Below are 14382 nucleotides of genomic sequence, written 5' to 3'. Positions count from 1 at the left end.
CAAATGCAGGGGCTTTTGTGCGTAATTTAAGGTAACACGGTGAATATTCAGGCAATTCTTTCAGAAAAAATCAGCCATGCGCTGATTGCTGCTGGTGCTCCGGCTGACAGTGAAGCTCACGTTCGTCAATCTGCAAAAGTTCAGTTTGGTGACTACCAGGCGAATGGTGTCATGGCGGCAGCGAAAAAAGTGGGCATGCCTCCCCGACAATTGGCAGAAAAAGTCGTCAGTTTGCTGGATCTGCAAGGAATTGCCAGCAAAATTGAGATTGCAGGCCCTGGTTTTATCAATATTTTTCTGGATAAAGCCTGGGTTGCAGATAATGTTGAAACTGTGCTGAAAGATGAAAAACTAGGCATTACTCCGGTAGAGCCACAAACCATCGTGATCGACTATTCTGCGCCGAATGTGGCCAAGCAAATGCATATTGGGCACATTCGTTCCACGATTATTGGTGATGCCACCGCGCGTACCCTTGAATTTTTGGGTCACAAAGTCATCCGAGCCAATCACGTTGGTGACTGGGGTACTCAGTTCGGAATGCTGATTGCCTATCTGGAAAAAGTCCAAAATGAAGATGCCAGTGACATGGCATTAGCAGATTTGGAAGCCTTCTATCGTGAAGCAAAGAAAACTTACGACGAAGATGAAGAGTTTGCTGTTCGTGCCCGTAGTTACGTAGTAAAACTGCAAGGCGGTGATGAATATTGCCGTACCATGTGGCGCAAACTGGTTGATATCACCATGTCACAAAATCAGGAAACCTATAATCGCCTGAATGTGACGCTGACGAAAAAAGATGTCATGGGTGAAAGCCTGTATAACGATATGCTACCTGGCGTTGTTGCCGACCTGAAACAACGTGGGCTTGCCGTTGAGAGTGATGGTGCTATCGTGGTTTACTTTGATGAGTATAAGAACAAAGAAGGCGAGCCAATGGGTGTTATCATCCAGAAAAAAGATGGGGGCTATCTATATACCACCACAGATATCGCCTGTGCCAAATACCGTCATGAAGTCTTGCACGCTGACCGCGTTCTTTACTACATCGATTCACGCCAACACCAGCACCTGATGCAAGCCTGGACAATAGTGCGCAAGGCAGGTTACATTCCTGAATCCATGTCACTTGAACACCATATGTTCGGTATGATGTTGGGTAAAGATGGCAAGCCATTCAAAACCCGTGCAGGCGGCACAGTAAGGTTGTCTGATTTGCTGGACGAGGCCATTGAACGTGCAGATGCCCTGATCCGCGAGAAAAACCCAGATATGCCGGAAGACGAACTGAAAAAGGTTGTCAACGCCGTAGGTATTGGCGCGGTGAAATATGCTGATCTTTCCAAAAGCCGTACTACTGACTACGTATTTGACTGGGATAATATGCTCGCCTTCGAAGGTAATACTGCACCTTATATGCAATATGCCTATACCCGTGTCAATTCTATCTTCAAGCGTGCAAAAATCGATGAAAGCAGCCTGACACACCCTATTCTTTTGAATGAAGAACGTGAACAAGCCTTAGCAACGCGCCTGTTGCAATTTGAAGAAACTATTACAACCGTTGCCCGTGAAGGCACTCCTCATGTGATGTGTGCTTACCTTTATGATCTGGCTGGCTTGTTCTCTGGTTTCTACGAACATTGCCCAATCCTGAATGCGGATAGCGAAGAAGTGCGTCAGAGCCGCCTGAAATTGGCTTTGCTGACGGCAAAAACATTGAAACAAGGCCTTGATACCTTGGGTATCGAAACAATAGAACGGATGTAATCAGCTTGTTCCAAACTGGCATGATTTGGTCTGTCAGTTTCAGACCGCCCAATCATTTATTGGGCGGTCATTTAATAAAAACGGAATTAACTCATCAGTTACTATAATCCTCGATGAGAAAAATCCTTCAATCGGAATCCCATCAAAGCCAGTGCAGCAAAATAACTACCCGCACCCGCAATCACAACCCCCATCAACCGTGACAGGCGCAATACCATATTGCCCTGTTCCCAGGCAGGCATAAACCACAATATTGTCAGTAACACTCCAACCATGACTGCAATTGCCACCGCCAACTTCAATAGAAATAGCCCCCATCCTGCCAACGGCTTAAAAATCTCACGCTTACGCAATTGCCAATAAAGCATACTGGCATTGAAGCAAGCAGCTAAACCAATAGAAAGCGCCAACCCCGCATGTTTCAATGGGCCAATAAAAGCAAGGTTCATTAATTGAGTCAAAATCAGAGTTGCAATCGCAATTTTGACGGGAGTTTTAATATCCTGACGAGAGTAAAAACCAGGAGCAAGAACTTTAACAACAATCAATCCCATTAGGCCAAAGCAGTACGCAATTAATGCACGTTGTGTCATTTCTGCATCAAAGGCAGAAAAATTACCGTATTGAAAGAGTGACACGGTTAAAGGCTCTGCCAGAATGCCCAACGCTACCGCACAAGGTAAAGCCAACAAAAAGCAAAGGCGCAATCCCCAATCCATTAATTTTCTATATTCCTGGTGATCCCCATTGGAAAAACTTTTTGCCAGTGAAGGCAGAAGGATTGTGCCTAATGCCACCCCCAACACTCCCGAAGGTAATTCCATTAAACGATCGGCATAATACATCCACGAAACCGAGCCAGAAACGAGAAATGAAGCAAAAATAGTGTTGATAATCAAAGAAATTTGACTGACTGAAACCCCCAAAATAGCAGGTCCCATCTGACGAATAACCCGCCATACGCTACTGTCACGGAAGGAAATTCGTGGCAATACCAGCATGCCTATTTTTTTCAGGTGAGGAAGCTGATAAACCAATTGCAAAATACCACCAGCAATCACTGCCCAACCTAATGCCATCACAGGGGGATTACAGTAAGGTGCCACAAACAGCGAAAAAACAATCATACTGATATTAAGCAATGTGGGTGCAAAGGCAGGTACAGAAAAACGATTCCACGTATTGAGAACTGCTCCTACTAAGGAAGCCAGAGATATCAAAAAAATGTAGGGGAACGTAATTCTGAGTAGATCACGGGTTAAGGTGAACTTATCCGGTGTATCTGTAAAACCCGGTGCCGTTATATAGATGATCCAAGGGGCGGTAATCACCCCGATTACTGTGACTATCGCCAAAATCAGCGTCAACATCCCTGATATATAGGCAATAAAAGTGCGTGTCGCTTCATCCCCCTGTTGACTCTTATACTCAGCAAGTATAGGAACAAACGCTTGTGAAAAAGCGCCCTCAGCAAAAATACGACGCAGTAAGTTAGGGAGTTTGAAGGCAACAAAAAAAGCATCTGTCGCCACACCCGCACCAAATATACGAGCAATGATGGCATCACGAATAAAGCCCAGAACACGGGAGAACATCGTCATTGAGCTGACCGCTGCCAGCGATTTCAGTAAGTTCATGGTATTTTCTAAGATTAATTTTTATGAAATAAACACAAAAGATGTAAAGCGATTAGGTCAAAGAAATCAAGATAATATTATTGAATATTAATCAGTCCCATTCATTTCAAGGCCAGAAAGGATTGTTAAACAACCTACAGACAATCAAATAATTTCATGGGGTGTTTCTTTTTTAAGCACAAAATGTTAATCAAAATCTTCGAGCATATTCTATCAGGTACATTCCGTCCCTCAACACCCTATGCCTTAGAAAACTTATATGTTTCATAAACAGAGTTGCATCCACAGATTACAAATAATAAACATTATGCTTAACTCATATATTATTCTGCCATCCAATGTCGATATTGAACTGCTCACTATGCAACTATAGGACTCTCTCCCAGAGCCAGAGAATCTCAATATTGCGTTGCATTAGCCATTATTGAATGTGTTTCCTGCTGTCCTATTGGGACGATTACTCGTTATTCCTTACCATCCAGAAATAACCAAGAGGTCATTCATTTGCAAAATTTTCGTAGAACACATATCAATGACAACATTGGCTTTACCTACCCTCTTCCAATTGGATACTGCCTCAATGAATATGAAATCGAAGAAATCATTGGCAAAAGCAAGGGCAGTATTGTGTATCGTGTTTGGGATCATCATCTCAAGCAATCTATTGCTATCAAAGAATATACGCCTCACTCTTTTGCGACACGCAGTCAAAATATGAAACTCAACTTACGAGGAAAAAAGTTAGAAAAACGATTTTATTCTGGATTACAAAACTTTATTCGTGAAGCCCATTTGATGTCCTGTTTCGAACACCCTTGTCTTCCCCGCTTTCTGCGTTTTTGGCAACAAAACTGCACAGCATATATAGCAACTTCCCTTTATAAGGGGATGACATTAAATAAATTGAGGATAAAATATCCACATTTCATCAATGAAAATTGGCTTCACCAGATATTGTTTTCCTTGTTAGGTGCACTTGATACGCTCCATCAAAGAAATTATTTACATTACGATATTTCCTTGGACAATATTTTTATCCAAGAGAATCAATCCCCCATATTGCTGGATTTAGGCTCTACCCGCCAAACAACAACATGTTTGTCTGATGATACAGAAATAACCATCCGATCTGGCTTTACCCCTGTTGAACAATACGCTGCCAATGAAGAGAACCAACAAGGGCCCTGGACAGATCTTTATGCGTTGGGGGCAGTACTCTATACCTTGATTGTGGGTAAATCACCTCCGGTCAGCATTGTGCGCAATCTTGAAGATAATTATCAGCCTCTGGTCAAACTACGTCCAGCAGGATACTCCTTGCCATTTCTGCATGCGATTGACTCTGCCCTGGCACTAAATCCTTCCGGCCGACCACTATCTATATCCGAATTCATTGCAATTTTTTCAACAACATCTACACAACCTGCACCTCTGACGCAAACCCCAACAAATTTATGAATTCACATTACCCCATGAATTATCAATCAATGATGTCAGCACATGATCCTGCCAAACTCCGTCAATCATTAAATAATTTCTGGCATAACCTTCTCGTTCAAAACCTAACTTTTTAAGTAAATTTCCACTACGCTGATTATGTGGCATATAATTAGCCATAATACGGTGCATTTTCTGGTGGCGTTGCATATAACGGATTGCTGGTTGCAATGCTTCATACATTAACCCTTGTCCTTGCCATTTTTCGCCCAAAGAATAACCAAGATAACAGGAATAAAATGCTCCCCGTACAACATTAGTGAAATTAGCAACCCCCATCACTTCATTTTCATTAGGATCTAATAACAAGAAATTAAATGCAGATCCCTGCCGCTGTAATTCTGCAATATAACTCAGCCTATTTGTCCATCCAGAAGGTTGATAAAAACTACCATCCCTTGTCGGTTCCCATGGCTTAAGAAAATTTTTATTTTCTGCATAATATTCAGCCAATCTATAGGCATCCCGTTCATACACCACACGAACAACCATCCTATTCGTAATAAAGCGAATCTTGGGAGATGTAGAACGATAACCAAACATGTCTTCTCCTGATATTTATCTTGGAAAATTCGTTAAGTAATTTAGCGCTTACAACATTTTTAATCATCAACCGACGATAAAAAAATATCATCTATATCTCCTCTACCTTAATACTTAAATTAAGTCCAAAATAACAAAATATTCACATTTATCATTTCATATTATTTCAATGGTGCAAAATGTCATTAGTTTCACAAGCGCGTAGCTTGGGTAAATATTTTCTTTTATTTGATAATCTATTAGTTGTTTTAGGATTTTTTGTTGTTTTTCCCTTGATTTCAATTCGTTTCGTCGAACAACTTGGCTGGGCAGCCGTTATTGTCGGTTTCGCACTCGGTCTGCGCCAACTGGTACAACAAGGACTGGGTATCTTTGGTGGTGCTATAGCGGATAGATTCGGTGCCAAACCCATGATTGTCACAGGCATGTTACTGCGCGCTCTGGGTTTTGCCTTGATGGCGGTGGCATTTGAGCCCTGGGTATTACTCCTTTCCTGTATTTTATCTGGATTGGGCGGGACACTATTTGATCCGCCAAGGGCTGCGTTGGTCATAAAATTAACCCGCCCCCATGAACGTAACCGCTTCTATTCACTTTTATTGATGCAGGACAGTGCGGGTGCCGTCATTGGCGCGCTAATAGGAAGCTGGTTGCTACAATATAATTTCAATATTGTCTGCTGGATTGGTGCAACAATTTTTGTACTGGCCGCTCTATTTAACGCTTTGTTTCTGCCCGCATACCGTATCTCAACAGTTCGTACACCAATCAAGGAGGGTATGAGACGTGTGGTTAAAGATCGTCGGTTCTTTTACTACGTACTGACATTAGCCGGTTATTTTGTCTTATCAGTGCAAGTTATGTTGATGTTTCCAATCGTGATCCATGAAATTTCTGGTACAGCTACCGCCGTTAAGTGGATGTATGCCATTGAAGCTACGATCTCCCTGACACTGCTCTATCCTATCGCACGCTGGAGTGAGAAATATTTTCGGCAGGAGCAACGCTTGATAGCAGGTTTGTTTTTAATGAGTCTTTGCATGTTTCCAATAGGTTGGGTCAATCAACTGCATCTCATATTTGGCCTGATTTGTTTGTTCTATCTGGGCATGGTAACCGCAGAGCCGGCACGCGAAACACTGAGTGCTTCACTGGCTGATCCACGAGCTCGTGGTAGTTACATGGGATTCAGTCGTCTGGGGCTGGCATTAGGAGGCGCATTGGGCTATACCGGTGGTGGATGGCTCTATGATGCAGGCCACGCTTTAAATATACCGCAATTACCGTGGATACTGCTGGGATTGGTAGGTTTAATGACTATTTATGCCCTGCATCATCAATTCAACCAGAAGAAAATTGAACCTATCATTATTAACAAGCATTAATTATGTGATGAGCTAATTAAATAACAAGTAGTAAGCAGTAAATAGTGTAAGATCTGCTCATTGAAAACAAAAGGAGACAACAATGAGAAGGTTTTTCTTAGGGACTGTATTGGTATTGGCAGGACTAATCAGCGGCTGTGATCAATTCAAGGAAGTCAGTATCAACGAAGGTTTGCTGAATGATTATTTATTAAAAAGTGTTTATTATCAAAAGCAAATTAGCCTGCCAGGTGCGACTAAAGCCAATATCACACTGGGAGATTTAACCAGTCAGATCGGCCGCCAAGATCCAGAAAAAATTGAATTAACGACTCTGGCAAAGATTCAATTAGTAACCTTGCTGGGAACGGTTCAATCTGATATGAAACTGACTATTAGGGCTAAGCCGATATTTAATGTGGGAAAAGGCGCTATTTTCATTAAAGAATTAGAGATCGTAGACTACCAAACCACACCAGAAAAAATCGCCACACCAATTAAAACCTTGCTCCCTTATTTGAATACTTCTTTAAGTGAGTTTTTTGATGCTCATCCGGTTTATGTTTTAAATCCAGAGAAAAGCAAGCCTGAAGCCATCGCTTTAAAATTAGCCAAAGGATTAAAAATTCAACCCGGTAAATTGGTTATTGATTTGGTTGATAAATAACTTTTATTATCGATAAAATAGTAATGGCAGTTTATTAAATAAGCTACCATTACTTATGGTTCACTATTTACCGATTGAATTGTCTACATAATTATAGATTATCACTCTAATTCCAGCTCTTCGCGTAACGCTTGTAATGCTTCTCGGGTAATAATCGCTAAAGTTCGATAAAAACCGCTAGTCGCATGAGATTCAACTTTACCAAGAAATTGCCCGCACCAAGGCAACAAATATTCATCAAACAGCGTAATCTGGGCCTGAACTTCATCTTCTGCGGCTTGATCTTCCAACCATGACGCAGCCAACAATAAGGAGCCAAATTGATCAGCGGAGGTATCAGGCAAAGGCATACCTCGTTCCACCAAAAATTGGCGCACTTCACTTTCATCCTTATCAGTATAATCAGAGCGGCAGACTGCAACGCCCGCAGATTCTCCAGTAAACAAGGCATGATAATCAGCTTCAATCACCGATAATTCACTGTTTTTTTGTAGCCTATCCAATAACTCATCCTGATCCAGAGGCCACAATTGTTTCAATTTTCCCTCAGCAATCATGATAATTACAGGTTGCAAAACAGGATCTTGTGGTGTTCGGTTAAACAATGTTCCCAATATGCGGCAAACAATAGAAAATTCGTTCATAACTTAATCCACTCCCAATAACTTACCTAAATAGTGTATATCTGTTATTGTCTCTAATCGTTTGCCTTGCTGTAAAGCGACTTGTCAATAACCAAGGCTTATATCAACAAGCCCGATGGGCGATTCACCTTTTTCCATTCGCCGGATATTGTCACAAATCATATCCATAGCTTCATCAGGAATAGTCTTGGCCGCGATATGTGGAGTGATATTAATGCGTGGGTGAGTCCAGAAAGGGTGAAAATTTGATAGTGGTTCTTCAACAAATACATCAAGGATCGCGCCAGCGACATAACCTTTATCAATGGCTATCAGCAAATCTTGCTCTACCAATTGGGCGCCCCGTGCAATGTTGATCACATATGAGCCAGATTTTAACTGTTTGAATAATGAAAGATTTAAAATACCACGAGTTTCTGGCGTATCTGGCAGGATATTAATCAATACTTTACATTCAGAAAGAAAATCACCTAGCTGCGCTTTCCCATAAAAATTCTCAACATGATCAATTTGTTTTGGCGTTCGGCTCCAGCAGCGAATATTGAAATCAAATTCTTTCAATTTTTCAATAACGCTACGCCCTAAAACTCCTGCCCCCAAGACACCAATAACAAACTCTTTTCGATTATGGGCAGGCATGGGGTTCCAAAAACGCTGTTCTTGATATTGTTTATATTCATCCATACGGCGGAAATAGTATAAAACCGAGGAAATCGCATATTCCTGCATTTGCCGAGCCATACCCGTATCTTCAAGACGTATTAGCGGAACCCCTTTAGGTAACGTCCCTGGATTTTCTAATTCTTGTTTAAGGATAGCATCCACACCCGCCCCAAGTGAAAATATCCCTTTGATATCCTGACGATTAGCTAACATTTCATAAGGAGGCAACCAAACTAAAGCATAATCAGCAGGAGCATTATCACCACTAACCCATTGTCGGACATTAGCCTCAGGTAGCCTGGATTGTATTCCCTGAATCCATTTATCAGAATTAAAATTAGAGGGAGAGTGAAAAAAAATGATGTTCATAAAATCTCATTCCTTTTTGTTTTTCTAATAGGGTTAACTTATTGCTGAAAGGTTGCAAGCCTCCAATTAGGAAGACAGGAATGAAAATATTGATAATGTTATCTGGTTAACAAATTTGCCATGATTCGTTGCAACAAAAAAGCACTTTTCTATTCCCGTAATTAATTCCCGTAATTGGCTACCAACCACACAAATTGTTTTTTATTTGTCTAATCGGTCAAAAAGCCTGAAAAAAATCGTCACAAGCTTGTTGACGCCTGCCCTGCTTTTCCCTATAGTAGCGCCCCGTTGCAGCGACGAACTCAAAAGAAATCACTGCAATACTAAAATGTGGTGAGGTGTCCGAGAGGCTGAAGGAGCACGCCTGGAAAGTGTGTATACGTGAAAACGTATCGAGGGTTCGAATCCCTCCCTCACCGCCATATTCTAAGAAAGAGCCTGAACAGAATGCTCAGGCTTTTTTTAATGCCTGACAAATTAACCCTAATGAGTTAGGTTTATTAATTAATATTGCAGTAACGCATTTTTATTGAATGCAAAAAAATAAAATTCGGTGAGGTGTCCGAGAGGCTGAAGGAGCACGCCTGGAAAGTGTGTATACGTGAAAACGTATCGAGGGTTCGAATCCCTCCCTCACCGCCATACTCTATAAAAGAGCCTGAATGTCTGTTCAGGCTTTTTTTGTATCCCAATCCCTGTCTTTAGCCCTAAATTTTAATGGATAGGATTCATTCCTGTTTGGCAAAATTCCTCCTCGTGATAACTCCACTGGACCGTAAAATATCCTGCATTAGACAATTGCGAGAGAGATCACGTTTAATTAACATTTTTTTAAAAAACTTGTGATCACTTCGTTTTTTCCTTTCATTTCCTTCGACATTCGATTGATGTTTATTATCATTTATTAATACAAATCTTATCACCTAATGATAAAAATAAATAAATTGTTGATTTAATACCCGCAAAAACAATTCTCGATTCTCATTATTTTGTATCGGAGAAATAGTTATGTTCAGCATCATCGGGATTATTCTTTCATTACTAATGATGATGTATTTCGCCTATAAAGGAGTCAGTGTACTGCTACTCGCCCCCATACTTGCTTTGTTTGCTGTATTGTTTAATGGGGAGGTATCACAACTATTTGGTGTCTATACACAGATATTTATGAGTGGCTTGGGTGACTATGTGGTGAAATATTTCCCATTATTTCTACTCGGTGCTGTATTTGGCAAATTGATGGAAGACTCAGGCTCTGCACAATCTATTGCCCATTCTTTAGTGCAAAAATTGAATGGAAATAATGCGTTGCTTGCTGTTGTGATCACTTGCAGCATTCTCACTTATGGTGGTGTTTCTCTTTTCGTTGTTGGTTTTGCCGTTTTTCCTATCGCAGCCGCTATTTTCTATACTGCCAATATTCCTAAGAGGTTGATTCCCGGTGCTATCTCTCTAGGTTCATTAAGTTTCACGATGACCGCTCTGCCTGGCACACCGGCAATTCAAAATATGATCCCAATGCCCTTTTTCGGTACTAATGCATTTTCCGCACCAGGCCTGGGGCTGATTGGCTCTGTTGTTATGGTTGCTACTGGTTATGGCTGGTTAAGCTATCGGGTACGCAAAGCCAAAATGGCAGCCGAAAGCTATGGGGAAGACTATCATATGCCAGAGAAAAATATTCATGAAGAGCACCAATTACCTTCTTTATGGAAGGCATTATTGCCAATTATTTTGGTCATTGTCTGCAACTATCTTTTTAGCAAACTGATTCCCCTGATAAATACCGAATATTTATCAGAAGCCAAATATGGAAAAACAAAACTCAATAGCGTTTTAGGATTATGGGCAATTATTGGAGCATTAGTTATCTCCTGCCTGAGCATCATTACACTTAATTGGACACGCTGGAAAAACCTAAAAGAGACGCTGAACAAAGGCACAATGGGTTCTTTACTTCCCATTTTTAATACTGCCTCAGAGGTAGGTTATGGGGCTGTTATCGCTTCTTTAGCTGCATTTTCAGTGATAAGCAATTTTCTGCTTAACATATCAGCCAGTAATGCTTTGATTTCAGAATCTATTGTGATCAGCATGTTGGTAGGATCGACGGGGTCAGCCTCTGGAGGTCTGAGTATCGCACTAAGCATGATGGGGCAACATTTTCTACAACTGGCTGAAGCATCAGGGATCTCTCCTGAATTACTCCATCGTGTTGCTGCAATGGCTTCAGGTGGATTGGATACATTACCCCACAACGGCGCAGTAATTTCATTACTGGCGATCTGCGGATTAACCCATAAACGCTCCTACCTCGATATTTTCATGGTTACCGTATTAGCCGGACTTCTGGGACTCGTTGTGGTTATTATTCTCGGTTCGTTATTCGGCTCATTTTAATAAACGAATACTTCACTTAAAGGAGCTATATATGTCCACTATCATGTTGCCTCGCATTATGGAAGTAGGTGGTGGGGCTATCATCAGTCTTCCACAGATTCTGCAAAGTGTTAACAGTAAAAAACCCCTGATTGTGACAGACAAGGTGATGGTTCAGCTAGGTTATTTAGATAAACTGCAATCTATCCTGCAAAGAGCAAGAATTGAAAGTGATGTCTATGCTGACACAGTACCAGAACCCACTGCGGCCTCTATTCAGGCAGGAATTAAGAAAGTGAAAAGTGATCGGTTTGATGCAGTTATTGCACTTGGTGGCGGAAGCCCGATTGACAGCGCAAAAGCCATTGCTGTGATTGGTAAATTTGGCGGTACAATCAATGAATACCGTTTCCCTCGCCAATTTAATGAACTAGGACTTCCTATCATTGCCATTCCCACTACTGCGGGAACAGGATCAGAATGTACTCGCGTCACAATTATTACTGATGAAAAAACTGATGAAAAATTACTTTGCATGGGGGCGGGATTCATGCCAATTGCTGCGATTATCGACTATGAGCTGACTATCAGTGTTCCGGCACGGACTACAGCAGATACTGGCATTGATGCGATGACTCATGCTATTGAAGCTTATGTGAGCCGGAAGGCTAATCCCTATTCAGATAGTCAGGCTATTGCAGCCATGAAACTCATCGGCCCTAACTTGCGCAAGGTATATCACGATGGCAATAATAAAGTTGCTCGTGAAGCGATGATGCTAGGTTCAACCCTTGCAGGTATTGCATTCTCTAACGCATCTGTTGCACTAGTGCACGGCATGAGCCGCCCTATTGGTGCCTTCTTCCATGTTCCACATGGGTTATCTAACGCCATGTTGCTTCCCGCTGTCACCCACTTCTCTTTAGAGGCAGCCAAAGAGCGTTATGCCGAATGTGCACGCGCACTAACCTTTGCAAAACCAACAGACAGTGACAATGTAGCTTGTAAAAAATTACTAACGACTTTAGTTGATTTAAATGAAGATCTTTCCGTGCCGACACCAGAACAATTTGGCATTGACAAAACGCGCTTTTTTGAGGTTGTGGAAACAATGGCAAAGCAAGCGGAAGCATCTGGATCACCGAGTAATAACCCACGGATCCCAACTATTGAGGACATGATAACCATTTATAAACAATTGTGGAATTACTGACTGATTTACTGGAGAAAAGGTCATGAATATCGTAGGACATTTTATTAACGGTAAGGTGATTGATATCCATTCACGTTTACAGGACATTTATAATCCTGCAACTGGCGAAGTCATCCGTCAGGCTGCTATTGCCCCCAAAGCCATCGTTGAAGAAGCAATTGCGGCAGCACAAGCGGCTTTTCCTGCATGGCGTGACACTCCACCAATAAAGCGAGCACGTATTATGTTCCGTTATAAGCAACTGCTTGAAGAGCATACTGATGAAATTTGCCGTTTGATTGGTCAGGAACATGGCAAGATTATTCATGATGCAACAGGTGAACTTCAACGTGGTATAGAAAACGTTGAGTATGCCTGTGGAGCACCTGAAATTTTAAAGGGAGAATTTAGTAAAAATATAGGGCCTGGAATCAACGCCTGGAGCGACTTTCAGCCATTGGGGGTTGTTGCAGGGATCACTCCATTTAACTTTCCGGCGATGGTTCCTTTGTGGATGTACCCTCTCGCATTGGTTTGTGGTAATACTTTTGTACTGAAACCATCAGAACGTGATCCAAGTGCCACGCTGTATATTGGTCAACTATTAAAAAAAGCAGGGTTACCCGATGGGGTATTTAACATCGTCAATGGTGACAAAGAAGTCGTGGATACACTATTAACTGACAAACGGGTAAAAGCAGTCAGTTTTGTGGGATCAACTCCTGTCGCGCAGTATATCTACACGACTGCTACAGCCAACGGCAAACGTTGCCAGGCACTTGGCGGAGCCAAAAATCACGCTATCGTCATGCCAGATGCCGATATGGAGAATGTGGTCAATTCACTTCTAGGAGCTGCATTTGGTTCATCAGGTGAACGTTGTATGGCACTGTCTGTTGCAGTTGCGATCGGTGATGAAATTGCCGATCAGCTAGTCACTAAGCTGCAAGAACGCATGAAATCTCTGACCATAGGAGTTTATAGTGATAAAAATAATGATTTTGGCCCCGTCATTACCCGCGAGCATCAGCAAAAAATATGCGGTTACATTACAAGTGCCGAACAACAAGGTGCCAAAATTTTAGTTGATGGTCGTAACATAAAAGTTTCTGGCTACGAAAATGGCTTCTTTGTCGGTGCCACATTGATTGACAATGTCACCACAACTATGGATAGCTACCAAGCAGAAATCTTTGGCCCCGTTTTACAAGTTGTTCGCGTTAAAACCATGCAGGAAGCAATGGATGTTATCGATGAACACGAATATGGCAACGGTACATGTATCTATACACGTGATGGAGAAGCCGCTAACTATTTTGCCGATCACATTCAGGTTGGTATGGTTGGGATCAATATCCCGTTGCCCGTACCGGTTTCTTACCATAGCTTTGGCGGCTGGAAAAACTCATTGTTTGGTGATCTCCACGCCTATGGCCCTGATGGTGTGCGGTTCTATACTCGTCGTAAAACTATCACGCAACGCTGGCCATCCGCTAACCTGCGTGAAGGTGCAGAATTTTCAATGCCAACAATGAAATGATCATGATTTTCCCCACAATGCTCTGTTAATGCAGGGCATTTTTTCTACTCCACTCTGTTTTGTTTTTTACTCAGCCGGTTATATTGGAAAGCATCAGCATTGATTCATTCCAAAGTT

Annotated in this window: 11 protein-coding genes and 2 tRNA genes; 9 read left to right on the top strand and 4 right to left on the bottom strand. The window is 41.8% G+C overall.

The features are described 5' to 3' along the window. Window positions 1–39: 39 nt before the first annotated feature. Window positions 40–1770 carry an arginine--tRNA ligase gene (gene argS, locus Xentx_RS11955; protein ID WP_074020460.1) on the top strand — a complete coding sequence of 577 codons (1731 nt, stop codon included), beginning with the start codon at window positions 40–42 and terminating at the stop codon, window positions 1768–1770. 101 nt (window positions 1771–1871) lie between these two features. Here argS and murJ read toward each other — a convergent pair whose 3' ends face one another. Then, window positions 1872–3407 carry a murein biosynthesis integral membrane protein MurJ gene (gene murJ, locus Xentx_RS11950; protein ID WP_074020459.1) on the bottom strand — a complete coding sequence of 512 codons (1536 nt, stop codon included), beginning with the start codon at window positions 3405–3407 and terminating at the stop codon, window positions 1872–1874. Window positions 3408–3911: 504 nt separating this feature from the next. Here murJ and Xentx_RS11945 point away from each other — a divergent pair. Continuing rightward, entirely contained in the window at window positions 3912–4865 is a 954-nt protein-coding gene (locus Xentx_RS11945; RefSeq protein WP_074020458.1) for a serine/threonine protein kinase, read from the top strand. Here Xentx_RS11945 and rimJ read toward each other — a convergent pair. Then, on the bottom strand, window positions 4860–5447 hold the full coding sequence (gene rimJ, locus Xentx_RS11940; protein ID WP_074020457.1) for a ribosomal protein S5-alanine N-acetyltransferase: 588 nt from the start codon (window positions 5445–5447) through the stop codon (window positions 4860–4862). The two genes, Xentx_RS11945 and rimJ, sit on opposite strands and share 6 nt — an antisense overlap. A gap of 179 nt (window positions 5448–5626) precedes the next feature. On the opposite strand from rimJ, the gene mdtH reads away from it, so the two are divergent. Together mdtH and Xentx_RS11930 are read left to right on the top strand one after the other, a co-directional pair. Further along, complete coding sequence (gene mdtH, locus Xentx_RS11935) at window positions 5627–6832, top strand: multidrug efflux MFS transporter MdtH (protein ID WP_074020456.1); 1206 nt, start codon at window positions 5627–5629, stop codon at window positions 6830–6832. Window positions 6833–6914: 82 nt separating this feature from the next. Further along, window positions 6915–7478 carry a lipoprotein gene (locus tag Xentx_RS11930; RefSeq protein ID WP_074020455.1) on the top strand — a complete coding sequence of 188 codons (564 nt, stop codon included), beginning with the start codon at window positions 6915–6917 and terminating at the stop codon, window positions 7476–7478. A gap of 101 nt (window positions 7479–7579) precedes the next feature. On the opposite strand, the gene Xentx_RS11925 is transcribed toward Xentx_RS11930, so the two are convergent. Beyond that, a complete protein-coding gene (locus tag Xentx_RS11925; RefSeq protein ID WP_074020454.1) occupies window positions 7580–8122 on the bottom strand; it encodes a TorD/DmsD family molecular chaperone in 543 nt (180 codons plus the stop codon). An 84-nt stretch (window positions 8123–8206) separates the two neighbouring features. Continuing rightward, window positions 8207–9154 carry a glyoxylate/hydroxypyruvate reductase GhrA gene (gene ghrA, locus Xentx_RS11920; RefSeq protein ID WP_074020453.1) on the bottom strand — a complete coding sequence of 316 codons (948 nt, stop codon included), beginning with the start codon at window positions 9152–9154 and terminating at the stop codon, window positions 8207–8209. Window positions 9155–9486: 332 nt separating this feature from the next. Here ghrA and Xentx_RS11915 point away from each other — a divergent pair. From Xentx_RS11915 to Xentx_RS11895, 5 genes are all read left to right on the top strand, one after another. Further along, window positions 9487–9576 (top strand) — tRNA-Ser (locus Xentx_RS11915). Between the two features lie 130 nt (window positions 9577–9706). Continuing rightward, window positions 9707–9796, top strand: a tRNA-Ser gene (locus tag Xentx_RS11910). 366 nt (window positions 9797–10162) lie between these two features. Next, window positions 10163–11554, top strand: coding sequence for a GntP family permease (locus Xentx_RS11905; RefSeq protein WP_074020452.1), 1392 nt, complete (start codon window positions 10163–10165; stop codon window positions 11552–11554). A 31-nt stretch (window positions 11555–11585) separates the two neighbouring features. Continuing rightward, window positions 11586–12746 (top strand): iron-containing alcohol dehydrogenase, encoded by a 1161-nt coding sequence (locus Xentx_RS11900; protein WP_074020451.1) that lies wholly within the window; start codon window positions 11586–11588, stop codon window positions 12744–12746. 22 nt (window positions 12747–12768) lie between these two features. Next, a complete protein-coding gene (locus Xentx_RS11895; protein ID WP_074020450.1) occupies window positions 12769–14265 on the top strand; it encodes a CoA-acylating methylmalonate-semialdehyde dehydrogenase in 1497 nt (498 codons plus the stop codon). Window positions 14266–14382 lie beyond the last annotated feature (117 nt).

Source organism: Xenorhabdus thuongxuanensis, from assembly GCF_001908095.1.
GTDB classification, from domain to species: Bacteria; Pseudomonadota; Gammaproteobacteria; order Enterobacterales; family Enterobacteriaceae; genus Xenorhabdus; species Xenorhabdus thuongxuanensis.
Note: the sequence above shows the minus strand (reverse complement) of the source record. Positions and strands in the feature narration are given on the sequence as shown.